The sequence below is a fragment of the Streptomyces longispororuber genome (assembly GCF_014656095.1).
GTDB classification, from domain to species: domain Bacteria; phylum Actinomycetota; class Actinomycetes; order Streptomycetales; family Streptomycetaceae; genus Streptomyces; species Streptomyces longispororuber.
This window is the reverse complement of sequence record NZ_BNBT01000140.1, coordinates 1-24,528: the sequence shown is the minus strand read 5'-3', so window position 1 is coordinate 24,528 and position 24,528 is coordinate 1. Positions and strand designations below refer to the sequence as shown.

The 24,528-nt window shown below is 71.6% G+C and carries 21 protein-coding genes; 14 read left to right on the top strand and 7 right to left on the bottom strand.

The features are described from left to right. From IE330_RS30685 to erm, 6 genes are all read left to right on the top strand, one after another. Positions 1–580 (top strand): polyamine aminopropyltransferase (locus IE330_RS30685; RefSeq protein WP_229926041.1); only part of this gene is annotated, 580 nt, incomplete at its 5' end. Positions 581–646: 66 nt separating this feature from the next. Further along, positions 647–1,387, top strand: coding sequence for a response regulator transcription factor (locus IE330_RS30680; RefSeq protein ID WP_016641312.1), 741 nt, complete (start codon positions 647–649; stop codon positions 1,385–1,387). A gap of 125 nt (positions 1,388–1,512) precedes the next feature. Next, on the top strand, positions 1,513–2,625 hold the full coding sequence (locus tag IE330_RS30675) for a HAMP domain-containing sensor histidine kinase (RefSeq protein WP_373314762.1): 1,113 nt from the start codon (positions 1,513–1,515) through the stop codon (positions 2,623–2,625). A 276-nt stretch (positions 2,626–2,901) separates the two neighbouring features. Beyond that, positions 2,902–6,672, top strand: a complete 3,771-nt coding sequence (locus tag IE330_RS30670) for a multifunctional oxoglutarate decarboxylase/oxoglutarate dehydrogenase thiamine pyrophosphate-binding subunit/dihydrolipoyllysine-residue succinyltransferase subunit (RefSeq protein ID WP_190139428.1) — start codon at positions 2,902–2,904, stop codon at positions 6,670–6,672. Positions 6,673–6,788: 116 nt separating this feature from the next. Then, positions 6,789–6,971: a DUF6104 family protein gene (locus tag IE330_RS30665; RefSeq protein ID WP_018892073.1), complete on the top strand. Its 183-nt coding sequence runs from the start codon at positions 6,789–6,791 to the stop codon at positions 6,969–6,971. 392 nt (positions 6,972–7,363) lie between these two features. Next, a complete protein-coding gene (gene erm, locus IE330_RS30660) occupies positions 7,364–8,221 on the top strand; it encodes a 23S ribosomal RNA methyltransferase Erm (protein ID WP_190139427.1) in 858 nt (285 codons plus the stop codon). 123 nt (positions 8,222–8,344) lie between these two features. Here erm and IE330_RS30655 read toward each other — a convergent pair whose 3' ends face one another. After that, on the bottom strand, positions 8,345–9,274 hold the full coding sequence (locus tag IE330_RS30655) for a serine/threonine-protein kinase (RefSeq protein WP_229926040.1): 930 nt from the start codon (positions 9,272–9,274) through the stop codon (positions 8,345–8,347). 400 nt (positions 9,275–9,674) lie between these two features. On the opposite strand from IE330_RS30655, the gene IE330_RS30650 reads away from it, so the two are divergent. Further along, complete coding sequence (locus IE330_RS30650; RefSeq protein ID WP_190139426.1) at positions 9,675–10,640, top strand: DUF4097 family beta strand repeat-containing protein; 966 nt, start codon at positions 9,675–9,677, stop codon at positions 10,638–10,640. A gap of 1 nt (position 10,641) precedes the next feature. Next, positions 10,642–11,772 carry a PadR family transcriptional regulator gene (locus tag IE330_RS30645; protein ID WP_190139425.1) on the top strand — a complete coding sequence of 377 codons (1,131 nt, stop codon included), beginning with the start codon at positions 10,642–10,644 and terminating at the stop codon, positions 11,770–11,772. A 409-nt stretch (positions 11,773–12,181) separates the two neighbouring features. Here the strand turns inward: IE330_RS30645 and IE330_RS30640 are convergent, their stop codons facing one another. From IE330_RS30640 to IE330_RS30625, 4 genes are all read right to left on the bottom strand, one after another. Then, the gene (locus IE330_RS30640) at positions 12,182–12,736 is read right to left on the bottom strand and encodes a Clp protease N-terminal domain-containing protein (protein ID WP_190139424.1); all 555 of its coding nucleotides are present in this window, start codon (positions 12,734–12,736) and stop codon (positions 12,182–12,184) included. Beyond that, a complete protein-coding gene (locus IE330_RS30635; RefSeq protein ID WP_190139423.1) occupies positions 12,736–12,945 on the bottom strand; it encodes a helix-turn-helix domain-containing protein in 210 nt (69 codons plus the stop codon). Before IE330_RS30635 ends, IE330_RS30640 begins: the two co-directional genes overlap by 1 nt. A 93-nt stretch (positions 12,946–13,038) precedes the next feature. Then, positions 13,039–14,001: a zinc-binding dehydrogenase gene (locus IE330_RS30630; RefSeq protein ID WP_190139422.1), complete on the bottom strand. Its 963-nt coding sequence runs from the start codon at positions 13,999–14,001 to the stop codon at positions 13,039–13,041. A 445-nt stretch (positions 14,002–14,446) separates the two neighbouring features. Beyond that, positions 14,447–15,667: an NAD(P)-dependent malic enzyme gene (locus IE330_RS30625; RefSeq protein WP_190139421.1), complete on the bottom strand. Its 1,221-nt coding sequence runs from the start codon at positions 15,665–15,667 to the stop codon at positions 14,447–14,449. Positions 15,668–16,620: 953 nt separating this feature from the next. On the opposite strand from IE330_RS30625, the gene IE330_RS30620 reads away from it, so the two are divergent. The 3 genes from IE330_RS30620 (at position 16,621) to IE330_RS30610 (ending at position 19,375) form a co-directional block, all read left to right on the top strand. Further along, positions 16,621–17,586 carry an ABC transporter substrate-binding protein gene (locus IE330_RS30620; RefSeq protein WP_190139420.1) on the top strand — a complete coding sequence of 322 codons (966 nt, stop codon included), beginning with the start codon at positions 16,621–16,623 and terminating at the stop codon, positions 17,584–17,586. An 83-nt stretch (positions 17,587–17,669) separates the two neighbouring features. Next, complete coding sequence (locus IE330_RS30615) at positions 17,670–18,617, top strand: amino acid ABC transporter permease (protein ID WP_190139419.1); 948 nt, start codon at positions 17,670–17,672, stop codon at positions 18,615–18,617. After that, positions 18,614–19,375 (top strand): amino acid ABC transporter ATP-binding protein, encoded by a 762-nt coding sequence (locus IE330_RS30610; RefSeq protein WP_308439058.1) that lies wholly within the window; start codon positions 18,614–18,616, stop codon positions 19,373–19,375. The genes IE330_RS30615 and IE330_RS30610 overlap by 4 nt, the downstream gene beginning before the upstream one ends. A gap of 191 nt (positions 19,376–19,566) precedes the next feature. Here the strand turns inward: IE330_RS30610 and IE330_RS30605 are convergent, their stop codons facing one another. Further along, positions 19,567–20,340, bottom strand: a complete 774-nt coding sequence (locus IE330_RS30605) for a class I SAM-dependent methyltransferase (RefSeq protein ID WP_190139418.1) — start codon at positions 20,338–20,340, stop codon at positions 19,567–19,569. A 117-nt stretch (positions 20,341–20,457) separates the two neighbouring features. Here IE330_RS30605 and IE330_RS30600 point away from each other — a divergent pair, with 117 nt between their 5' ends. Beyond that, positions 20,458–21,087 carry a CGNR zinc finger domain-containing protein gene (locus IE330_RS30600; RefSeq protein WP_190139417.1) on the top strand — a complete coding sequence of 210 codons (630 nt, stop codon included), beginning with the start codon at positions 20,458–20,460 and terminating at the stop codon, positions 21,085–21,087. Here IE330_RS30600 and sodX read toward each other — a convergent pair. Further along, the gene (gene sodX / locus IE330_RS30595; RefSeq protein ID WP_190139416.1) at positions 20,991–21,452 is read right to left on the bottom strand and encodes a nickel-type superoxide dismutase maturation protease; all 462 of its coding nucleotides are present in this window, start codon (positions 21,450–21,452) and stop codon (positions 20,991–20,993) included. The two genes, IE330_RS30600 and sodX, sit on opposite strands and share 97 nt — an antisense overlap. 143 nt (positions 21,453–21,595) lie before the next feature. On the opposite strand from sodX, the gene sodN reads away from it, so the two are divergent. After that, positions 21,596–21,991, top strand: coding sequence for a superoxide dismutase, Ni (sodN, locus tag IE330_RS30590; RefSeq protein WP_030683420.1), 396 nt, complete (start codon positions 21,596–21,598; stop codon positions 21,989–21,991). A gap of 381 nt (positions 21,992–22,372) precedes the next feature. Further along, positions 22,373–24,451 carry an elongation factor G gene (locus IE330_RS30585; RefSeq protein ID WP_229926039.1) on the top strand — a complete coding sequence of 693 codons (2,079 nt, stop codon included), beginning with the start codon at positions 22,373–22,375 and terminating at the stop codon, positions 24,449–24,451. Positions 24,452–24,528 lie beyond the last annotated feature (77 nt).

Here is a 24,528-nt window from a genome sequence, read left to right as displayed (position 1 = left end):
GATCCTCGCCCACTGGGCGTCAGTCAACGACACACACCAACCAACGATCAGACGATCCGAAGGAAACGGCCTAGGGGTCGGCTTCTCGCTCGCCCACGCGGCCGCGGACCGCCGGTGGGGCCGCATCACCGTGGTGGAGCGGGAGCGGGCCGTCATCGACTGGCACCTGGACGGACCGCTCGGGGAGCTCTCCCGCGAGGCACTCGCCGACCCGCGCACCGAGATCCTGCACACCGATCTGGTCGCATATGTCAGAGGCGCATTCGCAAGCGTCAACGAAAACGGAACACCGCCGACCGCGGCCGCCGGAGCCAGGTACGACGCCCTGTGCCTCGACATCGACAACGGTCCCGACTGGACCGTCACCGAGGACAACGAGAGCCTCTACTCGCCCTCCGGTCTCGCCGCGTGCCGGGCCCGGCTCACCCCCGGCGGCGTGCTCGCGGTGTGGTCCGCGCAGCCGTCACCCACTTTCGACTCCGCTTTGCGGAATGCCGGATTCCAGCACGTACGTACGGAAGAGATCGCCGTTGCCCGGGGCGTACCGGACGTGGTCCACCTCGCGACAAGGGCTGCGTAGCCGAGGTGCCTCCGCGCCCCGTACTCTGCTGACCGGACACCAAGCGATCACGTCAGGGGCGGGGCGATGGAGCAGACACACACCTCCCACAACAGCGCCACGGCGGCGATGCCAGGAGCACAGCGCCGCGTACTGGTGGTCGAGGACGACCCGACGATCGTGGACGCCATCGCCGCCCGTCTGCGCGCCGAGGGTTTCGTCGTGCAAACGGCGGCGGACGGCCCGGCTGCGGTGGACACCGCCCAGGCCTGGCAGCCCGATCTGCTGATCCTCGACATCATGCTGCCGGGCTTCGACGGCCTTGAGGTCTGCCGCCGCGTGCAGGCCCAGCGCCCGGTACCGGTACTGATGCTCACCGCGCGGGACGACGAGACGGACATGCTCGTCGGGCTCGGCGTCGGGGCGGACGACTACATGACCAAACCGTTCTCCATGCGCGAACTGGCCGCACGCGTGCACGTGCTGCTGCGCCGCGTGGAGCGGGCCGCCCTGGCCGCGACGACGCCGCGCAGCGGCATCCTGCGCCTCGGCGAGCTGGAGATCGACCACGCGCAGCGCAGGGTGCGGGTGCGCAGCGAGGACGTACACCTGACACCCACGGAGTTCGACCTCCTGGTGTGCCTGGCCAACACCCCGCGCGCGGTGCTCTCGCGCGAGCAGCTCCTCGCCGAGGTGTGGGACTGGGCGGACGCCTCCGGCACGCGCACGGTGGACAGCCACATCAAGGCACTGCGCCGCAAGATCGGCGCCGAGCGCATCCGCACGGTCCACGGGGTCGGGTACGCCCTGGAGACGCCCACCCCATGACCGCGGACCCCGGCGCCGCCGGCGGCCCGCCTACGGGCGCCCTGAGCGGTTCGACGGCCCGGCGCACCGGGAGCGCCGTGACGGCGCACGGTGACCTGCGCGGCATGGTGGGCGGCGTCCCGGGCATGGGTCGGTGGTGGCGGAGCGACCGGGGTGGAGGTGGCGGGGTGAGCGGTCCCTTCGGCGGGCTCCGGCCGTTCTCCATCAAGACGAAGCTCGGCACCCTGGTCGTCGTCTCGGTGTTCATCACCACCGGGTTGCTGATCGTGGCCATGAAGACCGAGACGGAGCTGCGCTTCATCACGGTGTTCTCGGTGATCGCGACGCTGCTGATCACGCAGTTCGTGGCACACAGCCTCACCGCCCCGCTGGACGAGATGAACTCGGTGGCCCGGGCCGTCTCGCACGGCGACTACACGCGCCGTGTCCGCGGCGCCGACCGGCGTGACGAGCTCGGCGACGTGGCCACGACGATCAACCGCATGGCCGACGACCTGGAGGCCCAGGACCAGCAGCGCAAGGAGCTGGTCGCCAACGTCTCGCACGAGCTGCGCACCCCCATCGCGGCCCTGCGCGCGGTCCTGGAGAACGTCGTCGACGGGGTGTCGGCCGCCGACCCGGAGACCATGCGTACGGCCCTGAAGCAGACCGAGCGCCTGGGACGCCTGGTGGACACCCTGCTCGACCTCTCCCGGCTCGACAACGGCGTCGTCCCGCTCAAGGCGCGCCGCTTCGAGGTGTGGCCCTATCTGTCGGGGGTCCTGAAGGAGGCCAACATGGTCGCCTCCGCGCGCAAGGGGATGCCGTCGGGCTCCGGCAGCCACACCCGTACGGACGTCCATCTGCACCTGGACGTGTCGCCCCCGGAGCTGACGGCGCACGCCGACGCCGAGCGCCTGCACCAGGTCGTCGCCAACCTCATCGACAACGCGGTCAAGCACAGCCCGCCGCACGGCCGCGTCACGGTGCGTGCCCGGCGCGGCCCCTATCCCGAGTCACTGGACCTGGAGGTCCTCGACGAGGGCCCTGGGATCCCCGAGTCGGAGTGGCATCGCGTCTTCGAGCGGTTCAACCGCGGCGTGCACGCCGGCGCCCCGTCCGGGGGCGACGGCGGCACGGGGCTCGGGCTGGCCATCGCGCGCTGGGCGGTCGATCTGCACGGCGGCCACATAGGGGTGGCCGAATCGGTTCGGGGATGCCGGATCCAGGTCAGCCTTCCGGGCCTGCCCGAGGGCTGAAGTTGACGTAAGGTTCGAAGCGGAAGCGAATCATGGGCGCGCGGGGCGCGCGCCGCCCGGGCCACCACCGCGTGTCGAGCACCCCAGGGGTCTCCACGCGGCACAGTGCCATAGGCAAACCTCGGTAGTTTCCCGCCATTTACAGCGCCGAAACCAGCGATCCAGTGTGACTTACGCGACGGATGACCAGCCCGGCCTGCACCTGGCGCGGGAGGAGGCGTAGCCTTTATTTCCGCTGTCCATCACCTTGTGAAGCGGAAGAGGGCGGTTGCCGCCGTGTCGCCACAGTCCCCCAGTAACTCGAGCACCACGACCGACCAAGAAGCGCAGGGCAAGAACCCTGCTGCCGCGTTCGGTCCCAATGAGTGGCTCGTCGACGAGATCTATCAGCAGTACCTCCAGGACCCGAATTCGGTCGACCGCGCCTGGTGGGACTTCTTCGCCGACTACAAGCCCGGGGCGGGCGCGACCGCCGCTCCGGCCAAGCCGGCGGGTGACGCGGCCGCGGGGGCCGCGTCCACCACGTCCCCCGCCCCGGCCGCGCCCGCCGCCGCGCCCGCGCCCGCCGAGGCCGCGCCCGTCGACGCCGCGCCCGCGGCGAAGGCTCCGGCCCCCGCGGCCAAGCCGGCCGCCGCGAAGCCGGCGCCCGCGAAGGCCGCGCCGGCCACCGAGGCCCCCGCCGGTCCCGAGTACGTGACCCTGCGCGGCCCCTCCGCCGCCGTGGCGAAGAACATGAACGCCTCCCTGGAGCTGCCCACGGCCACGTCCGTGCGCGCGGTCCCGGTGAAGCTGCTGTTCGACAACCGCATCGTCATCAACAACCACCTGAAGCGCGCCCGCGGCGGGAAGATCTCCTTCACGCACCTCATCGGGTACGCGATGGTGCAGGCCATCAAGGCCATGCCGTCGATGAACTACTCGTACGCCGAGAAGGACGGCAAGCCGACCCTCGTCAAGCCTGAGCACGTCAACTTCGGCCTCGCCATCGACCTGGTCAAGGCCAATGGCGACCGGCAACTGGTTGTAGCGGGCATCAAGAAGGCCGAGACGCTGAACTTCTTCGAGTTCTGGCAGGCCTACGAGGACATCGTCCGCCGCGCCCGCGACGGCAAGCTCACGATGGACGACTTCTCCGGGGTCACGGTCTCCCTGACCAACCCCGGCGGCCTCGGCACCGTCCACTCCGTGCCGCGCCTGATGCCCGGCCAGTCGGTCATCATGGGCGTCGGCTCCATGGACTACCCGGCGGAGTTCCAGGGCACCTCCCAGGACACCCTGAACAAGCTGGGCATCTCCAAGGTCATGACCCTGACCTCGACGTACGACCACCGGGTCATCCAGGGTGCCGCCTCCGGCGAGTTCCTGCGGATCGTCGCGAACCTCCTCCTCGGCGAGAACGGCTTCTACGACGAGATCTTCGAGGCGCTGCGCATCCCCTACGAGCCGGTCCGCTGGCTCAAGGACATCGACGCCTCGCACGACGACGACGTCACCAAGGCCGCCCGCGTCTTCGAGCTGATCCACTCCTACCGCGTCCGCGGCCACGTCATGGCCGACACGGACCCGCTGGAGTACAAGCAGCGCAAGCACCCCGACCTGGACATCACCGAGCACGGCCTGACGCTCTGGGACCTGGAGCGCGAGTTCGCCGTCGGCGGCTTCGCCGGCAAGTCGATGATGAAGCTCCGCGACATCCTCGGCGTGCTGCGGGACTCGTACTGCCGCACCACCGGCATCGAGTTCATGCACATCCAGGACCCCAAGCAGCGCAAGTGGCTGCAGGACCGCATCGAGCGTCCGCACGCCAAGCCGGAGCGCGAGGAGCAGCTCCGCATCCTGCGCCGACTGAACGCGGCGGAGGCCTTCGAGACCTTCCTGCAGACGAAGTACGTCGGCCAGAAGCGCTTCTCCCTGGAGGGCGGCGAGTCCGTCATCCCGCTGCTCGACGCGGTCATCGACTCCGCGGCCGAGTCGCGCCTGGACGAGGTCGTCATCGGCATGGCCCACCGCGGCCGCCTGAACGTCCTCGCGAACATCGTCGGCAAGTCGTACGCGCAGATCTTCCGCGAGTTCGAGGGCAACCTCGACCCGAAGTCGATGCACGGCTCCGGTGATGTGAAGTACCACCTGGGCGCCGAGGGCACCTTCACGGGCCTGGACGGCGAGCAGATCAAGGTCTCCCTGGTCGCCAACCCCTCGCACCTGGAGGCGGTCGACCCGGTCCTGGAGGGCGTCGCCCGCGCCAAGCAGGACATCATCAACAAGGGGGGCACGGACTTCACCGTCCTGCCGGTCGCCCTCCACGGGGACGCGGCCTTCGCCGGCCAGGGCGTCGTCGCCGAGACGCTCAACATGTCGCAGCTCCGCGGCTACCGCACCGGCGGCACGGTCCACATCATCATCAACAACCAGGTCGGCTTCACGGCACCGCCGGAGTCCGCGCGCTCGTCGATGTACTCCACCGACGTGGCCCGCATGATTGAGGCGCCGATCTTCCACGTGAACGGCGACGACCCGGAGGCCGTGGTCCGCGTGGCCCGCCTGGCCTTCGAGTTCCGGCAGGCGTTCAACAAGGACGTGGTCATCGACCTGATCTGCTACCGCCGCCGCGGGCACAACGAGACCGACAACCCGTCGTTCACGAACCCGCAGATGTACAGCCTGATCGACAAGAAGCGCTCGGTCCGCAAGCTGTACACCGAGTCCCTCATCGGCCGTGGCGACATCACCCTGGAAGAGGCCGAGCAGGCCCTGCAGGACTTCCAGGGCCAGCTCGAGAAGGTCTTCACGGAGGTCCGCGAGGCCACCACGGCCCCCGCCCCCGCGCAGGTCCCGGCGCCGCAGACCGAGTTCCCCGTGGCCGTGGACACCGCGGTCTCCCAGGAGGTCGTCAAGCGGATCGCCGAGTCCCAGGTCAACATCCCCGACCGCATCACCGTGCACCCGCGCCTGCTGCCGCAGCTCCAGCGCCGCGCGGCCATGGTCGAGGACGGCACCATCGACTGGGGCATGGGCGAGACCCTCGCCATCGGCTCCCTGCTGATGGAGGGCACCCCGGTCCGCCTCTCCGGCCAGGACTCCCGCCGCGGCACCTTCGGCCAGCGGCACGCGGTGCTCGTGGACCAGACGACCGGCGAGGACTACACCCCGCTGCAGTACCTCTCCGAGGACCAGGCCCGGTACAACGTCTACGACTCGCTCCTGTCCGAGTACGCGGCGATGGGCTTCGAGTACGGCTACTCGCTGTCCCGGCCCGAGTCCCTGGTCATGTGGGAGGCGCAGTTCGGCGACTTCGCCAACGGCGCGCAGACGGTCATCGACGAGTTCATCTCGTCGGCCGAGCAGAAGTGGAACCAGACCTCCGGCGTCACGCTGCTGCTGCCGCACGGCTACGAGGGCCAGGGTCCGGACCACTCCTCCGCGCGCGTGGAGCGCTTCCTGCAGCTCTGCGCCCAGAACAACATGACGGTCGCGATGCCGACCCTCCCGTCGAACTACTTCCACCTCCTGCGGTGGCAGGTGCACAACCCGCACCACAAGCCGCTGGTGGTCTTCACCCCGAAGTCGATGCTGCGCCTGAAGGCCGCCGCGTCGAAGACGGAGGAGTTCACGACGGGCGGCTTCCGCCCCGTCATCGGCGACGCCACGGTGGACCCGGCCGCGGTCCGCAAGGTCGTCTTCTGCGCCGGCAAGTTCTACTACGACCTCGAGGCCGAGCGGCAGAAGCGCGGTGCGACGGACGTCGCGATCATCCGCATCGAGCGCCTGTACCCGCTGGCGGGTGCCGAGCTCCAGGCGGAGATCGCCAAGCACCCGAACGCCGAGAAGTACCTGTGGGCCCAGGAGGAGCCGGCGAACCAGGGTGCGTGGCCGTTCATCGCCCTGAACCTGATCGACCACCTGGACCTCGCCGTCGGCGCCGACATCCCGCACGGCGAGCGCCTGCGCCGCATCTCGCGGCCGCACGGCTCGGCCCCGGCGGTCGGCTCCGCCAAGCGGCACCAGGCCGAGCAGGAGCAGCTCGTGCGCGAGGTGTTCGAGGCCTAGGCCCCGGACGGCCGTACGGAGGTGGGCCCGGCCCCGAGTTCACGGACTCGGGGCCGGGCCCACCGGCGTTCCGTCCTACGATGAAACCGAACATCCCGTCCGTCAGGAGCATGACTTTGTACTTCACCGACCGTGGCATCGAGGAGCTGGAGAAGCGGCGCGGCGAGGAGGAGATCACCTTCGAGTGGCTGGCCGAGCAGCTCCGTACGTTCGTCGACCTCAACCCGGACTTCGAGGTCCCGGTGGAGCGCCTGGCGACGTGGCTGGCGCGGCTGGACGACGAGGACGACGAGGAGTGATCGCTCCGGGCGCCGCCTGAGGGGTCTCCTGGGGGAAGGGTGGCGCCCTGGGAGGGCTGGTAGCGCCCTAGGGAGGCTGCTGCCCCGGGGGGCGACGATGGGGCCCCTGTGGCGGTGGCGCAGAGCGAGCGCTGACGCGCTGGGAAAACCAATTGCTCACGGCCCCGTGAGGCGCCTACCGTGCGCGACATGTGTGGAATCGCTGCCTGCGCAGCCCCCGCGGTGACGAGGTACCGCCGCCCGTAGCGGCGGTCGGCCTCTCCCGCGCCCCGGGGCACGTTTCGCGCGCCCCCGGCAGCCATCAGGAAGGGAACGCTCCGCCGCTTCATCGCGTCAGCGCCGAGCGGCACCTCGTGCTGCCCGGCTCACCTCGAAGCCGCGGAGTCCTTCCTGTGCGCAAGCACCACGCCAGCAGCCCTGCACGCCACACCGGCACCCCCACCCGCCCCACCGGGGCCCCCGCGAACCGCCCCGCCTACCGCCACGGCCGTCATGAACTCGGCCAGAACTTCCTCACCGACCAGGTGACCATCACAGCCGTCGTCGACCTGGTGGCCCGCACACGGGGGCCGATCGTCGAGATCGGCCCGGGCGACGGGGCGCTCACCCTGCCCCTCCAGGAGCTCGGCAGGCGTCTGACGGGCATCGAGATCGACGGCCGCCGCGCCGCCCGCCTGGAGCGCCGTACGAACCACTCGACGACGATCGTCACCGCCGACTTCCTGCGCTACGAGACGCCGTCGACGCCGCACGTCCTGGTCGGCAACCTGCCCTTCCACGAGACGACGCCGATGCTCCGCCGCATCCTGCGCGCACCGGCTTGGACGGACGCCGTCCTCCTGGTCCAGTGGGAGGTCGCACGCCGTCGCGCGGGCGTGGGCGGGGCGACGCTGATGACGGCCCAGTGGTGGCCCTGGTACGAGTTCACACTGGCCCGGCGCGTCCCCGCTGCGGCGTTCCGGCCGCGCCCGAACGTGGACGGCGGCCTCATGACCGTCACGCGCCGCGACCGCCCGCTCGTCGACCGCGCCGACCGCAAGAGGTACCAGGACAGGGTGCACCGCGTCTTCACCGGACCGGGGCGGGGGCTGGCGCAGGTCGTCGCCGCCGCGTGCCCGGATCTGCCGCGCCGCACCGTCGCCCGGTGGCTCGGTCGCCACGGCCTCGGCCCGACGCGCCTGCCGAAGGACCTGACGGCACGGCAGTGGGCGGACCTGTACGCCCTGGGTGCGGGGGTACGGCGCCGCTAGCGACGGCCCCGCGTGCCCCTTGCCGTGCAGGGCTTTCGGTGCGGGCTCGGCAGCACTGGGGTGGGCCGGGGCGCAAGCGTCCTGGCCCACCGCACGGAACCAGGGCCTCCGGGGCGCGTCCCGTCAGTCCCGTCGCCGCGCCCGGTCGTACGCCAGCCCCAGCGCGCCGTCGACCACGAGGACAAGACCCGCCGCCGTCCAGCCGCCACGGCCGTGCCGCCGCAGGGACCAGGCCAGGAGTGGCAGTCCGGCGGCCACCTGGGCGCCCGCCAGGGCCCGTGCGCGCGGGCCGCGCAGCCACGGGCCCAGCGGGCCGCTCTCCACCGCGTCCAGCTCGGCGCGCACGGCGTCACGCCAGCCCGGCCACTCGACGTGCCGTACGCCGTCCAGCTCGCGGGCCGCTTCCCGCAGCCGGTCGGCCGGTTCACCGGGGCCCAGACCGGGCGGCAGGGTGACGCCCGCGCGCGTGAGGACCGCGATGAGGCCGCGCAGCCGGGCGCGGGCGTCGGCCTGCGCATCCGGGCGGGCCAAGGCGTCCAGGGCTTGCATGTCGAGCACCGGGTCGAGGCCGAGCCGCGCGGCGAGGGTCCGCATCGCCTCGTCCTCACCGACGGGGGTGCCGTTCGCCAGCCACACGTAGCCGACCGTGCGCCGGAAACCCGCGGCGAGCGTGCAGCCGGAGCGGTCGCCGTCCCACCACAGGGCAAGGACCGGCCACGGCGACCCCACGGCGAGCGCGGCGGCCCACCCTGCCACCACACCGTCGACCGGCTCGCCGCCCTCCAGCCACGGCTTCCCCTCCGGAACGAGCACGCTCCACTCCGGCCCCGCGGACACCAGCAGCATCCGCTCGCGCAGCAACTGCGCGACGGTCTCGACGGAGCCCGGACGCGCCCGGCAGAGCAGCAGCGCCCCGGCGGAGGCGGCCGCGCCGCCGGAGGCCGGCACGGATGCGGCGGCGGAGACGGGGTTCGAGGCGGGGGCGGAGTGAGAGGTGGGAGCGGAGTGAGAGCTGGGGGTGGAGTGAGAGGTGGGAGTCGGCTCGGAGGACATGGCCCCACGCTAGGACAAAGGCGGATGTTCAGCGCACCGGGCCGTGGCGGCCGCTGCCGGAAGGGGCGCGAGGCCCCGCTGTGCCGCCTGGCTCCGGCCGAGGGCGGGGGCGGGGGCGGCCGACGGTCGGCGGATAGTCGCCGGAGATCGCCAGAAGCCGCCGGGTTGCCGGAGGTCGCCGCAGGTGGCCGGGGCGCCGGACGTTGCCGGGGCACCGCAGGTGGCCGGGGCGCCGGAGGCCGCTGGAGGTCGCCGGGCCGCCGGAAGGTGCCGGAGGTTGCCGGATATCGCGAGGTCCGGACACGAGATAGGTCTTGACTTTCCGTGAGCGCGATATATCGTGTGTAGCGAGGATGCGATATGGCGCGTCGTGTCCACCCACGCAAGGAGGCCTGTCGGCATGTCACAGTGGTCCGTCACCGAGCCGCGGAAGCTCACGTTCGACGCGCCCGTGCGAAGACTGCGCGTCCGCGTGGCGAACGGCGTGGTGAACGTCGTCGGCACCGACGAAGACATGGCGCGGCTGGAGGTGTCCGACATGGCGGGCCCCCCACTCGTCGTGACGCGGTCCGGGGACACGCTGTCCGTCGCGTACGAGGACCTCCCCTGGAAAGGCCTGCTGGAGTGGCTGGCGCCCACGGGGCCCCGCCGTCACGCGGTGGTCTCCCTCGCGGTCCCCGCCGGTACGCGCGTCGAGGTGGGCGTGATCGGTGCCGAAGCCATGGTCAGCGGGGTCGAGGACCTCGTGGAGGTGCGGAGCATCTCGGGCGCCGCGACGCTGGTCGGCCTCACCGGTCCGGCCCGGGCCGAGACGGTCTCCGGCAGCGTCGAGGCCCAGGGCCTCACCGGCGACCTGAGCTTCGAGTCCGTCTCCGGTGAACTGACGGTCGTCGAAGGCGCCGGGTCCTCCGTTCGGGCCGAATCGGTGACCGGCTCGATGATCGTGGACCTGGACCCCGTCAGCGGTCCGGCCGACGTCCGGCTCTCCAGCGTCTCGGGCGAGATAGCCATCCGGCTGCCGCGGCCCGGGCACGCGCAGGTCGAGGCGGACACCACCAGCGGCTCACTGTCCAGCGACTTCGAGGAGCTCAGAATCAGCGGTCACTGGGGCACGAAGAAGATATCCGGCAGCCTCGGCTCCGGCCGGGGCCGGCTCAGGGCGACCACGGTCTCGGGTTCCATCGCGCTCCTGCGCAGGCCACCGGTAGAGGAAGATCGGTACGGGAGCGGTGACCCCGCGCCGGGCACCCCGGCGGAGGGCGCACCGGCCCCGGCCTCCTCGGCCGACGCCGCCCCCGAGACCCCGACCGGCACCCCGGGGGCGGACACCGCCACCGACGCCCCGACCGACAAGAAGGTGCTCTGAGATGCCCCCCGTGTTCGCCCACGGCCGCCTGCGCCTGTATCTGCTCAAGCTCCTGGACGAGGCCCCGCGCCACGGCTACGAGGTGATCCGCCTCCTGGAGGAGCGCTTCCAGGGGCTGTACGCGCCCTCGGCAGGCACCGTGTATCCGCGCCTGGCCAAGCTGGAGGCGGAGGGCCTGGTCACCCACACCACGGAAGGCGGCCGCAAGGTCTACGCCATCACGGACGCGGGCCGGGCCGAGCTGGCCGGCCGCAGTGGCGAGCTGGCCGACCTGGAGCTGGAGATCCGCGAGTCGGTCGCGGAGCTGGCCGCCGAGATCCGCGACGGCGTGCAGGGCGCGGCGGGTGAGCTGCGGCGCGAGATGCGCGCGGCGGCTCAGCAGGCGCGGACCGCGGGCAGGTCCGGCGGCGGCCCGGGCAACCCCTTCGGTGGCGAACCCGCCGAAGGCGCGTGGGCCGGCACGGAGAGCTGGCGGCAGGCGAAGGAGGAGTTCAGGCGGGCCCGGCAGGAGTGGAAGGAGCAGGCGAGGCGCGCGAAGGACGAGAGCCGCCGCGCCCGTGAGGAGGCCCAGCGGGCCCGCCGCCAGGCGCGTGACGCGGAGGAGCGGGCGCGCGAGGAGTGGCAGCGCATGGCCAAGCGGGTGCAGGAGCGGGTGCAGGTCCACTTCGCGCACGGCGACTGGCCGACAGGAGTGCGGGAAGGCCTCGCCGAACTGGCCAAGGAGGTCGGCGACTTCGGGAAGGAGTTCGGCCGGGGCTTCGGCATGGACTTCGGCCTCGGGGACACCGACACCAAGCACAACAAGGCCGACAAGACCGATAAGGCCGATCAGCACGACAAGGCCGATCAGCGGGACCGGTACGGCGAGGCGCCCGGGCCGGGCCCCGTGTACACACCGCCGCGGGAGGAGGTCCCGGTCGAGTACCTGCCGGACTGGGCCCACGAGGAAGAGGCAGCGGCAGGCGGCGACCCGGTGCGTGACCTGGAGCGGCTCCTGGACCGCTTCCGGGACGACATCCGGGACGCGGCACGCGACCACGGAGTCTCCCAGGAGCAACTCCGCGAGGCCCGCCGCCGCCTGTCCGAGACGGCCGCGCACGTCACGGCGTCCCTGCGCACACCGAAGGCATAGCTGGAGGCGCCTGCCGCGCGCACAGGCGCCGTCGGACCGGGATGCCCCTTCGGTCAGGGCGGGGTCGGGATTGCGGTAGTCGGGAGGTCGAACGCGAGGGCCTGGCGGCCCGCAGGACGGACCGCCAGGCGGAGAGGGGGTAGTTCCAGCGAGAGGTGAGGGCTACGAGCGCCGGGCGCCAAGCTCACTCGCGGGCGATGGGGTGGATGACGGGAAAGGCCGGACGGGCGCGGAAGCCGGAAGGCCGCGGAGGCCGGAAGGTCGCGGAGATGTGGCTCCGGGCAGAGGTGTGGCTCCGGACCGTGGGACGAACGCGTCGTAGGCGACGGGCCAGGCGAGCCGCGGGAAGCAGGGCGGATGGCCGGAAGGCAGCGAGGCGGGTTGCCCGTGAGCGGTGGGGCGGTCGGGGCTAGGGCAGCACCCGGTCCAAGGCCGCGCGTGTGACGCCCCGGTCGGCCAGGACCTCCGCCACCACGCCGGGGCGGGTGGTCAGGGCGAGCAGGAGGTGTTCGTCGCCGATGATCCGATCGCCTCGCGCGGTGGCGATCCGCAGGGCCGACACGAGTGTGCCCTTGGCCTCCCGGGTGAAGGGGCGGTGCCCGGACCAGGAGCCGAAGCCCCGGCGCCCGCGGGCCGTGCCGGCCCCGGCCAGGACACCCGCGCCGTGGGCCTGTTCGACACGGGCGACGATCTCCTCGACGTCGATGCCGAGCCCGGCGAGCGCCTCGGTGTCGGCCTGGCTGAGACCGCCCCGGCGGCGGGCCTCGGCGAGTTCGCGGACGATCTCCTCACGGCGCCGGTCGGCCCCCAGGGCGGCCAGCGCGAAGGAGGCGCGGCTGCCCTGCCGGTCGAGCAGGGAGAGCAGGAGGTGACTCTCGTCGACGGTGTCGGCGTCCGCCCGTTCGGCATGCTCGACCGCGCCGGTCACCACGGCCCGGGCGCTCTTGGTGAATCGCTCGAACATCACTGCCTCCCATGTTTCTTGTGCACGGCCTGCCTGCTCACGCCGAGCTCGGCGGCGATCTCCTGCCACGACCAGCCCTGTCGGCGCGCGCTGCGCACCTGGACGGCTTCGAGTTGTTCCACGAGGCGCCGCAGCGCGCTGACAGCACGGAGTCCGACCCGTGGGTCGCGGTCTCCCGCACGCTCGGCGAGATCCGTTGCTTCGGTCATGCTTGTCAACATAGGTTGACACCCCCACCCGCGTCAACCCTGGTTGACACGGGTGGGGGTGGAGGGGAGGTGTTGGGAAGCGGGCCCGGGCGATCAGACCGTCAGTACGATCTTGCCGAACTGCTCGCCTGCCTCCAGGCGTTCGAAGCCCTCCCGGGCGCGGTCGAGCGGCAGCAGTTCGTCGATGACGGGCCGCACGCCGGTGTTCGCGCAGAAGGCGAGGAGGTCTTCCAGTTCGTCCTTGGAGCCCATCGTGGAGCCGACGATGCGCAGTTCCAGGAAGAAGACCCGGGTCAGTTCGGCGTGCGAAGGGCGGTCGCCGCTGGTGGCACCGGAGATCACCAGGGTGCCGCCGGGACGCAGGGACTTGATCGAGTGCGACCAGGTGGCGGCGCCGACCGTCTCGATGACGGCGTCGACCCGCTGCGGCAGCCGTGCGCCCGAGGGGAGCGCCTCGACCGCGCCCAGTTCCAGGGCCCGCTTGCGCTTGGCCTCGTCGCGGCTGGTGGCGAAGACCTTCAGGCCCGCCGCCTTTCCGAGCACGATCGCGGCGGTCGCGACGCCGCCGCCCGCGCCCTGGACGAGGACCGAGTCGCCGGGTCGTACGGCCGCGTTGGTGAACAGCATGCGGTAGGCGGTGAGCCAGGCCGTGGGCAGGCAGGCGGCCTCGGCGAAGGAGAGTTCCCTGGGCTTGGGCAGGACGTTCCAGGTGGGTACGGAGACCTGTTCGGCGAAGGTGCCCTGGTACTTCTCGGTGAGGATGGTGCGGCGCTCGTGCGGGCCGACGCCGTGGCCGGACTGGCCGATGACGGAGTGCAGGACGACCTCGTTGCCGTCCTCGTCGACGCCGGCGGCGTCGCAGCCGAGGATCATCGGGAGCTTGTCCTCGTCGAGGCCGACCCCGCGCAGGGACCACAGGTCGTGGTGGTTGAGGGAGGCGGCCTTGACGTGGATCGTGGACCAGCCGGGGCGGGGCGTCGGGGCGGGGCGGTCGCCCAGTTCGAGGCCGTTGAGGGGGTGGGTGGGGTCGATGCGGGCGGCGTAGGCAGCGAACATGCCGCTGACCGTAGTCGGGGGCCTGGGCCTTTGGAACGGCCCAGGCATGTGACCCCCGCCGCGTCACACCCCGGACCCCGCCCACGCCGAGCCCCGCCCGCGCCCTCGCCCAAGCCGGGCCCCGCCCCGACTGCGCGCCTACCCGCCCACCACCGCGCACCCACCCGCCCACCACTGAGACCTCTCCGGACCCGCCCCTCCCTTCACCGAGCCCAACCCCGCCGCCCTCAAGGCCTCGCCGAGTCCGAGCCCGCACGCCCCCAACCCCCACTGCACCCAACCCCCGCCGACCGCGAAGCCTCGCCGAGTCCCACCCCCGCGGCCCCGAAGCCCCACCGCATCTCGCCCCACATCCCCCACCCCCCGAACACACCGAAGCCCCGCCCCCGGCTCGGGGCGAGGCCTCGGTGTCGGTGCGAGCCGCGCCAGGGTGGCGCGGGTGGGGTCACGCCCGGGCGACTCCCTCGGCGCGGGCCGCGGCCGCGACCGCCGCGGTGACCGCCGGGGCCACCCGCTCGTCGAACGGGGACGGGATCACGTAGTCGGCGGAGAGCTCGTCGCCGACCACGTCGGCCAGCGCGTCGGCGGCCGCGATCTTCATGCCCTCGGTGATCCGGGAGGCCCGCACCTGGAGGGCGCCCGCGAAGATGCCGGGGAAGGCGAGGACGTTGTTGATCTGGTTCGGGTAGTCCGAGCGGCCCGTCGCGACCACGGAGGCGTACTTGTGGGCGACGTCGGGGTGCACCTCGGGGTTCGGGTTGGCCATGGCGAACACGAAGGAGTTCGGGGCCATCGAGGCGACGGCGGCCTCGGGCACGGTGCCGCCGGAGACGCCGATGAACACGTCGGCGCCGGCGAGCGCGCTCTCCAGCGAACCGCTGAGGCCCGCCTTGTTCGTGAGCTCGGCGAGCTCCCGCTTGACCGGCGTGAGGTCGTCGCGGTCCCGGCTGACGATGCCCTTGCGGTCCGCGACCGCGACGTCGCCGAGCCCGGCCTCCAGGAGGAACTTCGCGATGGCGACACCCGCGGCCCCGGCGCCGGAGATCACGGCGCGCAGGTCGCCGAGGGTCCGGTCGGTCAGCCGCGCCGCGTTGCGCAGCGCGGCGAGGGTGACGACCGCCGTACCGTGCTGGTCGTCGTGGAAGACGGGGATGTCGAGGCGCTCCTGGAGGCGCCGCTCGATCTCGAAGCAGCGCGGCGCGGAGATGTCCTCCAGGTTCACCCCGCCGAAGGAGGGGGCGAGCCGCACCACGGTGTCGATGATCTCGTCCGTGTCGGTGGTGCCGAGGGCGATCGGCACGGCGTCGACACCGCCGAACTGCTTGAAGAGGATGGCCTTGCCCTCCATGACCGGAAGGGAGGCCTCTGCCCCGATGTCCCCCAGGCCGAGCACGGCGGTGCCGTCGGTGACGACGGCGACGACGTTCGACTTCCAGGTGTAGTCGTGGACGAGTTCCGGCTTCTCGGCGATGGCGCTGCACACCTTCGCGACGCCGGGCGTGTACGCGAGGGACAGGTCGTCCTTGTCGCGCACCGGAACGGTCGCCTGGACGGCCATCTTGCCGCCGCGGTGCAGTGCGAAGGCGGGATCGAAGGGCTCCTCGGCGCCTTCGTGACCCGTACGCGTACCGCTGTCGCTGCGAGGATTGACGATCTCCGCTGCCACTGTGTCTGACCCCTTAATCGATCAATGTTGAGGGTGGACCACTTCCTGGTGCAGAAGTGGGGCGGGCACCGTGTCCGTGCTGCCACCGCGGGCCGGTCGGCCCGGGCCCCGCCCGACCCCACCGCGGGCCGGTCGGCCCCCGGTGCCCCGCCTGCCGGCGAGGCTCTCCGCCTGCGGCGGAGCGGTACGGGAAGGTACGTACGAACACGCGGGCGCGCCGCACACGCGCCCTGAGCCCCGGATGAGGGGTGTAACCGTCTTTTCTACCGGATGCTTCCTGCCGCCGACGAGCCATATCTGTCACAGCCCGACGTGAACAGCCGGTTTCCAGCCCAGGTCAAGGCCCGTACGAGGACGGGGCGAGCCCGGAACGAGCCACCCGTCAGGCCACGCCTCCCCGGCCGCTCCCGCTCCTTGTGCCCCGCCGCCCCCGCTCGTCACCCCGGCCCGACGGCCTCCGCCCCTCGCCGCCGGCGGTCCCTCCGTGGCGGCTGCCCACGCCCCACCCTCGACCCCCGCCCCTCCACCGACGACCTACCCACCCCGTGGATAGAACGCTCGTTCCACAGCGCGAACAGGTCCACCTCCGCCACCCCGGCGGCCACAGAGGGGTGGACGAACACGCGTACGCGAGGGAAGCTGAGCAGCAGGGACGCGGAATGCCCCATTTATCGAGAGTTAAGAGGGAAGGCCCGTTCGGGCCGTCCACATAGCGAGATTGGGCGGTTATCCAGCGGTTGCCACCGGTTCGCCCCGCTCCGCCAATGACCGGGACGTAGCGGCCTGTTGTGGTTCACGGATCGCCCGTTATCCGATTTTGACATCTCCGGCCCCCAGAATCGGACGGTCCGAATGGCAAGATGCACCATCACACGAGGTCGCGACACCCGAAGGTGTGTGCACGGCCCCATGTCACGACACATGGCTACTCCCCCATCCGCCGGAGGACCCCTATGACCGCAGGCACCACTCGTCGCACGACCGCCGCGAGCTCCGCGAAGTCCCGGATCGTCGCTGTCGGCGCGATCGCGGTCGCCGGTTCGCTGCTGCTGACCGGCTGCGGCGACCAGCGGGACAACAAGAAGGACGAAGGCGGCAAGAAGGTCATCGACGCCCCGCTCTCCGACATGCTCCCCGCGAGCGTCCGCAACAAGGGCGTCATCAAGGTCGGCTCGGACATCGCCTACCCGCCCGTCGAGTTCAAGGACAAGAACGGCGACACGGTCGGCATCGACCCGGACATCGCCGAGGCGATGGGCAAGCAGCTCGGCGTGGAGTTCCAGTTCGACAACGGCACCTTCGACACGCTCCTCGGCGGTCTGCGCTCCAAGCGCTACGACATCGCGATGTCGGCCATGACCGACACCAAGAACCGCCAGGAGGGCGTCGACGAGGAGACCGGCAAGAAGGTCGGCAAGGGCGTCGACTTCGTCGACTACTTCACCGCGGGCGTCTCGATCTACACCAAGAAGGGCGAGAACCAGGGCATCAAGACCTGGTCCGACCTGTGCGGCAAGAAGGTCGTGGTGCAGCGCGGCACCGTCTCGCACGACATGGCGAAGGCCGAGTCGAAGAAGTGCAAGGGCGGCAAGAAGATCGCCATCGAGTCCTTCGACAACGACCAGCAGGCCCAGACCCGGCTGCGCTCCGGCGGCGCGGACGCGGGCTCCTCCGACTTCCCCGTCGCGGCCTACGCCGTGAAGACCTCCGGCGGCGGCAAGGACTTCGAGCTGGTCGGCGAGCAGGTCGAGGCGGCCCCGTACGGCATCGCGATCTCCAAGGACAACCCGAAGCTGCGGGACGCCATCAAGGCCGCGCTGGACGCGATCATCGCGAACGGCCAGTACGAGAAGATCATCAAGGAGTGGGGCGTCGAGGACGGCGCGGTCGAGAAGGCCGTGGTCAACGGCGGCAAGTGAGCCGACCCCCGCGAGACCCTCGCGAGACCGTCGCGAGTCACCGTCGTACACCTCGTCACACTCGTCGCTGAAAGGCACCACCCGTGACAACGGACATCACCAAGTCGGGCTCACCCGGCCCGCAGGACGAGCCGCCACGCTCCGCGCCGGAGGCCATCAGAGCCATCCCCGTGCGCCACTACGGCCGCTACGTCGCCGCCGTGCTCGCCATCGGCGTCCTGGGCGCGATCGTCTACGCCTTCGCCCAGGGCGACATCAACTGGGGCGCCATCCCGGACAACTTCTTCGACGACCGCATCCTCAAGGGCGTCCGCGAGACGCTGATCCTCACGGTCCTGTCGATGCTCATCGGCGTCGTGGGCGGCGTGGTCCTGTCGGTGATGCGCCTGTCGAAGAACCCGGTGACCTCGTCGATCGCGTGGTTCTACATCTGGTTCTTCCGCGGTACGCCGGTCCTGGTCCAGCTCTTCGTCTGGTTCAACCTCGGCTTCGTCTTCGAGTACATCAACCTCGGGCCGGTCTACCAGGACGAGTGGGCCGACTTCATGACGCCGTTCCTGACGGCGCTGCTCGGCCTCGGCCTGAACGAGGCCGCGTACATGGCGGAGATCTGCCGCGCCGGCCTGCTCTCGGTCGACGAGGGCCAGACGGAGGCCGCCCAGGCGCTCGGCATGAGCCACAACAAGACGCTGCGCCGCATCGTCATCCCGCAGGCCATGCGCGTGATCGTGCCGCCGACGGGCAACGAGGTCATCAACATGCTGAAGACGACCTCCCTGGTGGCGGCCGTCCAGTACTACGAGCTCCTCAGGTACGCTCAGGACATCGGCACCTCGTCGGGCGCCACGGTCGAGACCCTGCTCCTCGCCGCCACCTGGTACCTGATCATGACCTCGATCCTCAGCGTGGGGCAGTTCTACCTGGAGCGGTACTACGCCCGCGGCTCCTCGCGCACCCTGCCGGACACCCCCTGGCAGAAGATCAAGGCCAACATGCTGTCCCTCGGCAACCGTTCCGGAGGTATCCGATGACCGCCATGGTGAAGGCCGAGGGCGTCCACAAGTCGTTCGGCCACGTCGAGGTCCTCAAGGGCATCGACCTGGAGGTGAAGGCCGGTGAGGTCTTCTGCCTCATCGGACCCTCCGGTTCCGGCAAGTCGACGTTCCTGCGCTGCATCAACCACCTGGAGAAGGTCAACGCCGGACGCCTGTACGTCGACGGGGAACTCGTCGGCTACCGGCAGAAGGGCGACAAGCTGTACGAGCTCAAGGACAGCGAAGTCGCCATGAAGCGCCGGGACATCGGCATGGTCTTCCAGCGCTTCAACCTCTTCCCGCACATGACGGCCCTGGAGAACATCATCGAGGCGCCCGTGCAGGTCAAGGGGCAGCCGAAGGCGGAGGCGCGGGAGCGCGCCGAGCAGCTCCTGGAGCGGGTCGGCCTCGCGGACAAGGCGAAGAACTACCCCTCGCAGCTCTCCGGCGGCCAGCAGCAGCGCGTGGCGATCGCCCGCGCGCTGGCGATGGACCCGAAGCTGATGCTGTTCGACGAGCCGACGTCCGCGCTGGACCCGGAGCTCGTCGGCGACGTCCTCGACGTCATGCGCGACCTCGCCGAGTCCGGCATGACGATGATCGTCGTGACGCACGAGATGGGCTTCGCGCGTGAGGTCGGCGACAGCCTCGTCTTCATGGACGGCGGCGTGGTGGTCGAGTCCGGGCACCCGCGGGACGTCCTGACCGACCCGCAGCACGAGCGGACGAAGTCGTTCCTGTCGAAGGTGCTCTGAGGCGAGGACCCTCTAGGGCCTCTGAGGCGAAGGCGCCCTGAGCCGCAGGGCCACAGGGCCGCAGGGCCACAGGGCCGCCGGGCCGCCCCGGGGACACGCCCCCGGCGCCCGCGTCCGGAATCGCGCTCCACGAAGAGGGGCGGTACGAGTCACCGACCCGTACCGCCCCTCTCCGTAGCCGCGGGCAAGCCCTACTTCACGGCCAGCACCATCGCGTCCGACGGCGACGCCCACACCGTGCGGGCCTCGGCGAAGCCCGCCTCGCGCAGGGTGCGGGCGTGCCACTCGGCGGGCGGGGTGTCGCCGTCCGCGTGCTCGCCGTAGATCTCGAAGCGCTTGGCCGTGGGCTCGGCCAGGACCGGGTCCGCGGCGGCGAGCGCCCACCAGTCCGCCCAGTCAAGGACGCCCGCGGCCTTCGCGGCGGCCTGGCGGGCGTGGCGCTGCTCACGGTCGGCGGCGTTGATGCGCGGCGTCGTGGGGTCGGGCATGTGGTCGGCGTTCAGGAAGACGCCGCCGTCCCGGACGAGCTTGCCGACCTGGTGGTAGAGCGCCGCCAGCGGCTCACTGAACAGCCAGTGCAGCGCGGTCGCCGTGAGCACGGCGTCGTACGAGTCGTGCGGGAGCTGCGAGGCCCACTCCGGGTCCTTCAGGTCCGCGGTCACGAAGGTGACCCGGTCGTCGCCGGCGAAGGTGCCCTCGGCGATCGCGAGCAGGGCGGGGTCCAGGTCGACGCCGACGCTGACGGCCTTGGGGAACCTCTTCAGCAGCCGGTCCGTGATGCTGCCCGTGCCGCAGGCGAGGTCGAGGACCCGCGGTTCGGGGCCGACCAGCGCCTCCACCATGTCCAGCATGACGCGGAACCGCTCCTCGCGGTCCGGCATGTACCACTCCTGCTGGCGGTCCCAGCTCTCCTGCCAAGCGCGCCAGTCGGTCCCGAAGCCCGTACCGCTAACCGTTTCCGTCACCGGAAGCCCTCCGTCCCGTACTACCCTCGAATATCCTCGGCAGGTAACACCCGCGATGGAAAAGCGCCTGTTACCTCGCCCGCAGACGAAGATAGCCCGCCGCCGTAAGGACTACAAGTGGAACTGGCCTATTACTCGGACTACGCCGTGCGACTGGTCAACACCGAGGAACCGGCGCGCAACAAGGACTCGCTCACGTCCGTCGACGCGGTCCGTGAGCTGTTCGGGGCCAACCAGCAGGCGGCCCGCCGGGCCACCGACTCGGACGTGACGCGCTTCCGCTCGGTGCGGGCGCGGCTGCGCTCGGTCTTCGAGGCGGCGGACGGCGGTGACGAGACCCTCGCCGTGGACCTGCTGAACTCGCTGCTCCTGGAGTTCCCGGTGAGCCCGCAGATCTCCGGCCACGACTACCGCGACGACGACGGGCGCCCGCTGTGGCACATGCACCTGGCCGACCACCCGTCGAACGTGACCGCGGGCTACGCGGCCATCGCCGCGATGGGGCTCGCCTTCCACCTGACGGAGCACGGCGTGGACCGGCTCGGCCTGTGCGAGGCGGCGCCGTGCCGCAACGCCTATCTGGACACGTCCACCAACCGCTCGCGGCGCTACTGCTCCGACCGCTGCGCGACCCGCGCCAACGTGGCGGCCTACCGCGCCCGCAAGCGTTTGGAGAGCGAGCGGTCCGCCAGCACCGGCCGCACGGCCGAGAAGCTCCAGGAGACCAGCGCCGCCGGGGAGAGCTGACGCCGCCCGACCGCCTCGCGCTCCGCGCGGAAGCTGCTGAGCGGCCTGAAGCGCCCCCGCACCCGGGCGAGCACGAGCTCCTCCGGCACGACGCCGTAGACGTTGCTGTCGCCGCCCGTGTTGTACGGGTTGTCGCCGAGCACCCACCAGCCGCCGCCCCGCCGCTCGACGGCCCGCTTGACCACCAACAGGTCCTGCTGCAGCGGATGCCGCAGGATCACCACGTCACCGGGCCGCACCCGCGCGCCGTGCTGCACCAGCATCCAGTCACCCGGATTCAGCGTGGGCACCATCGACGGCCCGTCGACCTCGATCAACTGGAACGGCACGCGTGTCTCCCGCCCGTCCGCCGCCATCTGAGGCATCAGACAACCTCCCGGTCCAATCCTCCACCAGTCCCAGTGTGACCCTGGACTTTTGACCTAAGCCCGTGGGGGCGCCCGCGAAAACAGGTCTCTCACGGAGTAATCTCGCCCCTGAGAAGACGATCACGAGGAAGGACAGCTCAATGCTCTCCCGCCTGTTTGCCCCCAAGGTCAAGGCCAGTGCCCACTGTGACCTGCCGTGCGGCGTGTACGACCCCGCCCAGGCCCGCATCGAGGCGGAGTCGGTCAAGGCCGTGCAGGAGAAGATGGCCGCCAACGACGACCCGCACTTCCAGGCCCGTGCCACGGTCATCAAGGAACAGCGCGCCGAGCTCGCCAAGCACCACGTCTCGGTGCTCTGGAGCGACTACTTCAAGCCGCCGCACTTCGAGAAGTACCCCCAGCTCCACGTGCTGGTCAACGACACCCTGAAGGCCCTGTCGGCCGCCAAGGCGTCGACGGACCCGAAGACCGGCGAGAAGGCCCTGGAGCTGATCGCCGAGATCGACCGCATCTTCTGGGAGACCAAGAAGGCCTGACGTACGGGCGTTTGACCGTCGCGATGGGGCCCGGCCGGGCGCACCGGCCGGGCCCCTTCGGCGTACGCGGGCACGGGCTCGACCGGAGCGCCGGCCGCCGCTCGCCGCTCGCCGGTCGCCGCTCGCCGCTCGCCGGTCGCCGCTCGCCGCTCGCCGGGGCACGGGCCTCGACCCGAGCGCCGGAAATCAGTTGCCCTTCTCCCGCGCCCCCTGCTGCACTGATCACGTCGGCCCGCACCGCGCGCGCCCGCCGGACGAGCGACCGACGACCACTGAACCCGCCGCCGATGACAGAACCCCGCCTCAGGAGACCCCAGATGCGCCAGGCGTCCGTGTCCCACCAGGAAGGAATCACCCCCCGACACGAGGACATGACGCCCAGTGCCATCGCACTCTCCCGCACGCATCCTGAACTTGGGCATCCTGGCCCACGTAGACGCCGGTAAGACCAGCCTGACCGAGCGGCTCCTGCACGCCGCCGGTGTCGTCGACGAGCTCGGCAGCGTCGACGACGGCAGCACGCGCACCGACTCCCTGGCCCTGGAGCGGCGACGCGGCATCACCATCAAGTCCGCCGTCGTGTCGTTCCCGCTGGACGGCGTCTCGGTCAACCTCATCGACACCCCCGGTCACCCGGACTTCATCGCCGAGGTGGAGCGCGTCCTGAGCGTGCTCGACGGCGCGGTGCTCGTCGTCTCGGCCGTCGAGGGCGTCCAGCCGCAGACCCGTCTCCTGCTGCGGACGCTGCGGCGGCTCGCCATCCCCACGCTGGTGTTCGTCAACAAGGTCGACCGCCGCGGCGCCGACGGCGACCGCGTGCTCGCCGAGATCGGCCGGAAACTGACCCCGGCCGTGGTCGCCATGGGCACCGTCCGCTCCCCCGGCACCCAGGGCGCGCGGGCCGTTCCGTACGCCCCCGACGACGCCGCCTTCCGTGCCCGTCTGACCGAGTGCCTCGCCGAGCGGGACGACGCGCTGCTCACGGCGTACGTCGACGACGACCTGGCCGCGCTCACCCCCGCGCGGCTGCGCGCGGCCCTGGCGGAGCAGACGCGGCGGGCCGAGGTGCACCCGGTGTTCTTCGGCTCGGCCATCACCGGCACCGGGATCACCGCCCTGACGGACGCCGTCAAGGAGCTGCTGCCCGCCGCGTCCGGTCCACCGGACGGGCCGCTGGCGGGCGCCGTCTTCAAGGTCGAGCGCGGCCCCGCAGGTGAGAAGGTGGCGTACGCGCGGCTGTACTCGGGGGTGGTGCGGGTGCGCGACCGGGTACCGCTCGCCGGCCGTGCCACCGACAGCGCGGACACCGGCGGCGCGGTCACCGGCCGTGTCACCGACGGCAAGGTGACCGCCGTCAGCGTCTTCGAGCGGGGTGCGGCCGTGCCCCGCGGGACCGCCGCCGCCGGGCAGATCGCCCAACTGTGGGGGCTCGGCGACATACGGATCGGGGACGTGCTCGGCGACGTGCGCGCCGTGCCCGAACGGCACGCGCCCCGGCGGCACTTCGCGCCGCCCACCCTGGAGACGGTCGTCGTGCCGCGCCGCGCGGCCGACAAGGGCGCGCTGCACGCCGCGCTCACCCAGCTCGCCGAGCAGGACCCGCTGATCGGCCTGCGCCAGGACCCGCTGCGCCAGGAGATCTCCGTGTCGCTGTACGGCGAGGTGCAGAAGGAGGTCGTCGAGGCCACGCTGGCGGAGGAGTACGGCATCGGCGTCGAGTTCCGCGGGACGACCACGCTGTGCGTGGAGCGGGTCGTCGGCACCGGCGCGCACGCCGAGATCATCGACACCGCCCCCAACCCGTTCCTCGCGACGGTGGGGCTGCGGGTGGAACCGGCGCCGCCGGGGGCGGGCGTGGCGTTCCGGCTCGGCGTCGAACTGGGGTCGATGCCGTACGCGTTCTTCAAGGCGGTCGAGGAGACCGTCCGGGAGACGCTGCGGCAGGGCGTGTACGGCTGGGAGGTGCCGGACTGCGTCGTCACCATGACGCACTCCGGGTACTGGCCCCGGCAGAGCCACGCGCACGCGGTGTTCGACAAGAGCATGTCGAGCACGGCCGGCGACTTCCGCCAGTTGACGCCGCTCGTCCTGATGGACGCGCTGCGGGCGGCGGGCACGCGCGTGTGCGAGCCACTGCACCGGTTCCGCCTCACCGTGCCCGCCGACGTGTTCGGCACCCTGCTGCCGGTGCTCGGGCGCCTGCGCGCCGTGCCGCGGGCACCGGTCGTACGCGGCTCGTCGTACGTGCTCGACGGGGTGATCCCCGCCGCGCACGTGCACGAGCTGGAGCGACTGCTGCCCGGGCTGACGCGCGGTGAGGCCGAGTGGGACTCCGCCTTCGAGCGCTACGAGCCCGTACGCGGGGCACCGCCGACGCGCCCGCGCACGGACCACAACCCGCTGGACAGGAAGGAGTACGTGCAGCGGGTCACCCGACGGACCGGCACCGGGGCCGGCTGACGGCGGGGCGCGGGGCGCGGACCGGGGGCGCGGGGTGCGGACCGGGGGCGCCGGGCCGGGGCCCGGGGGCGCGGGGT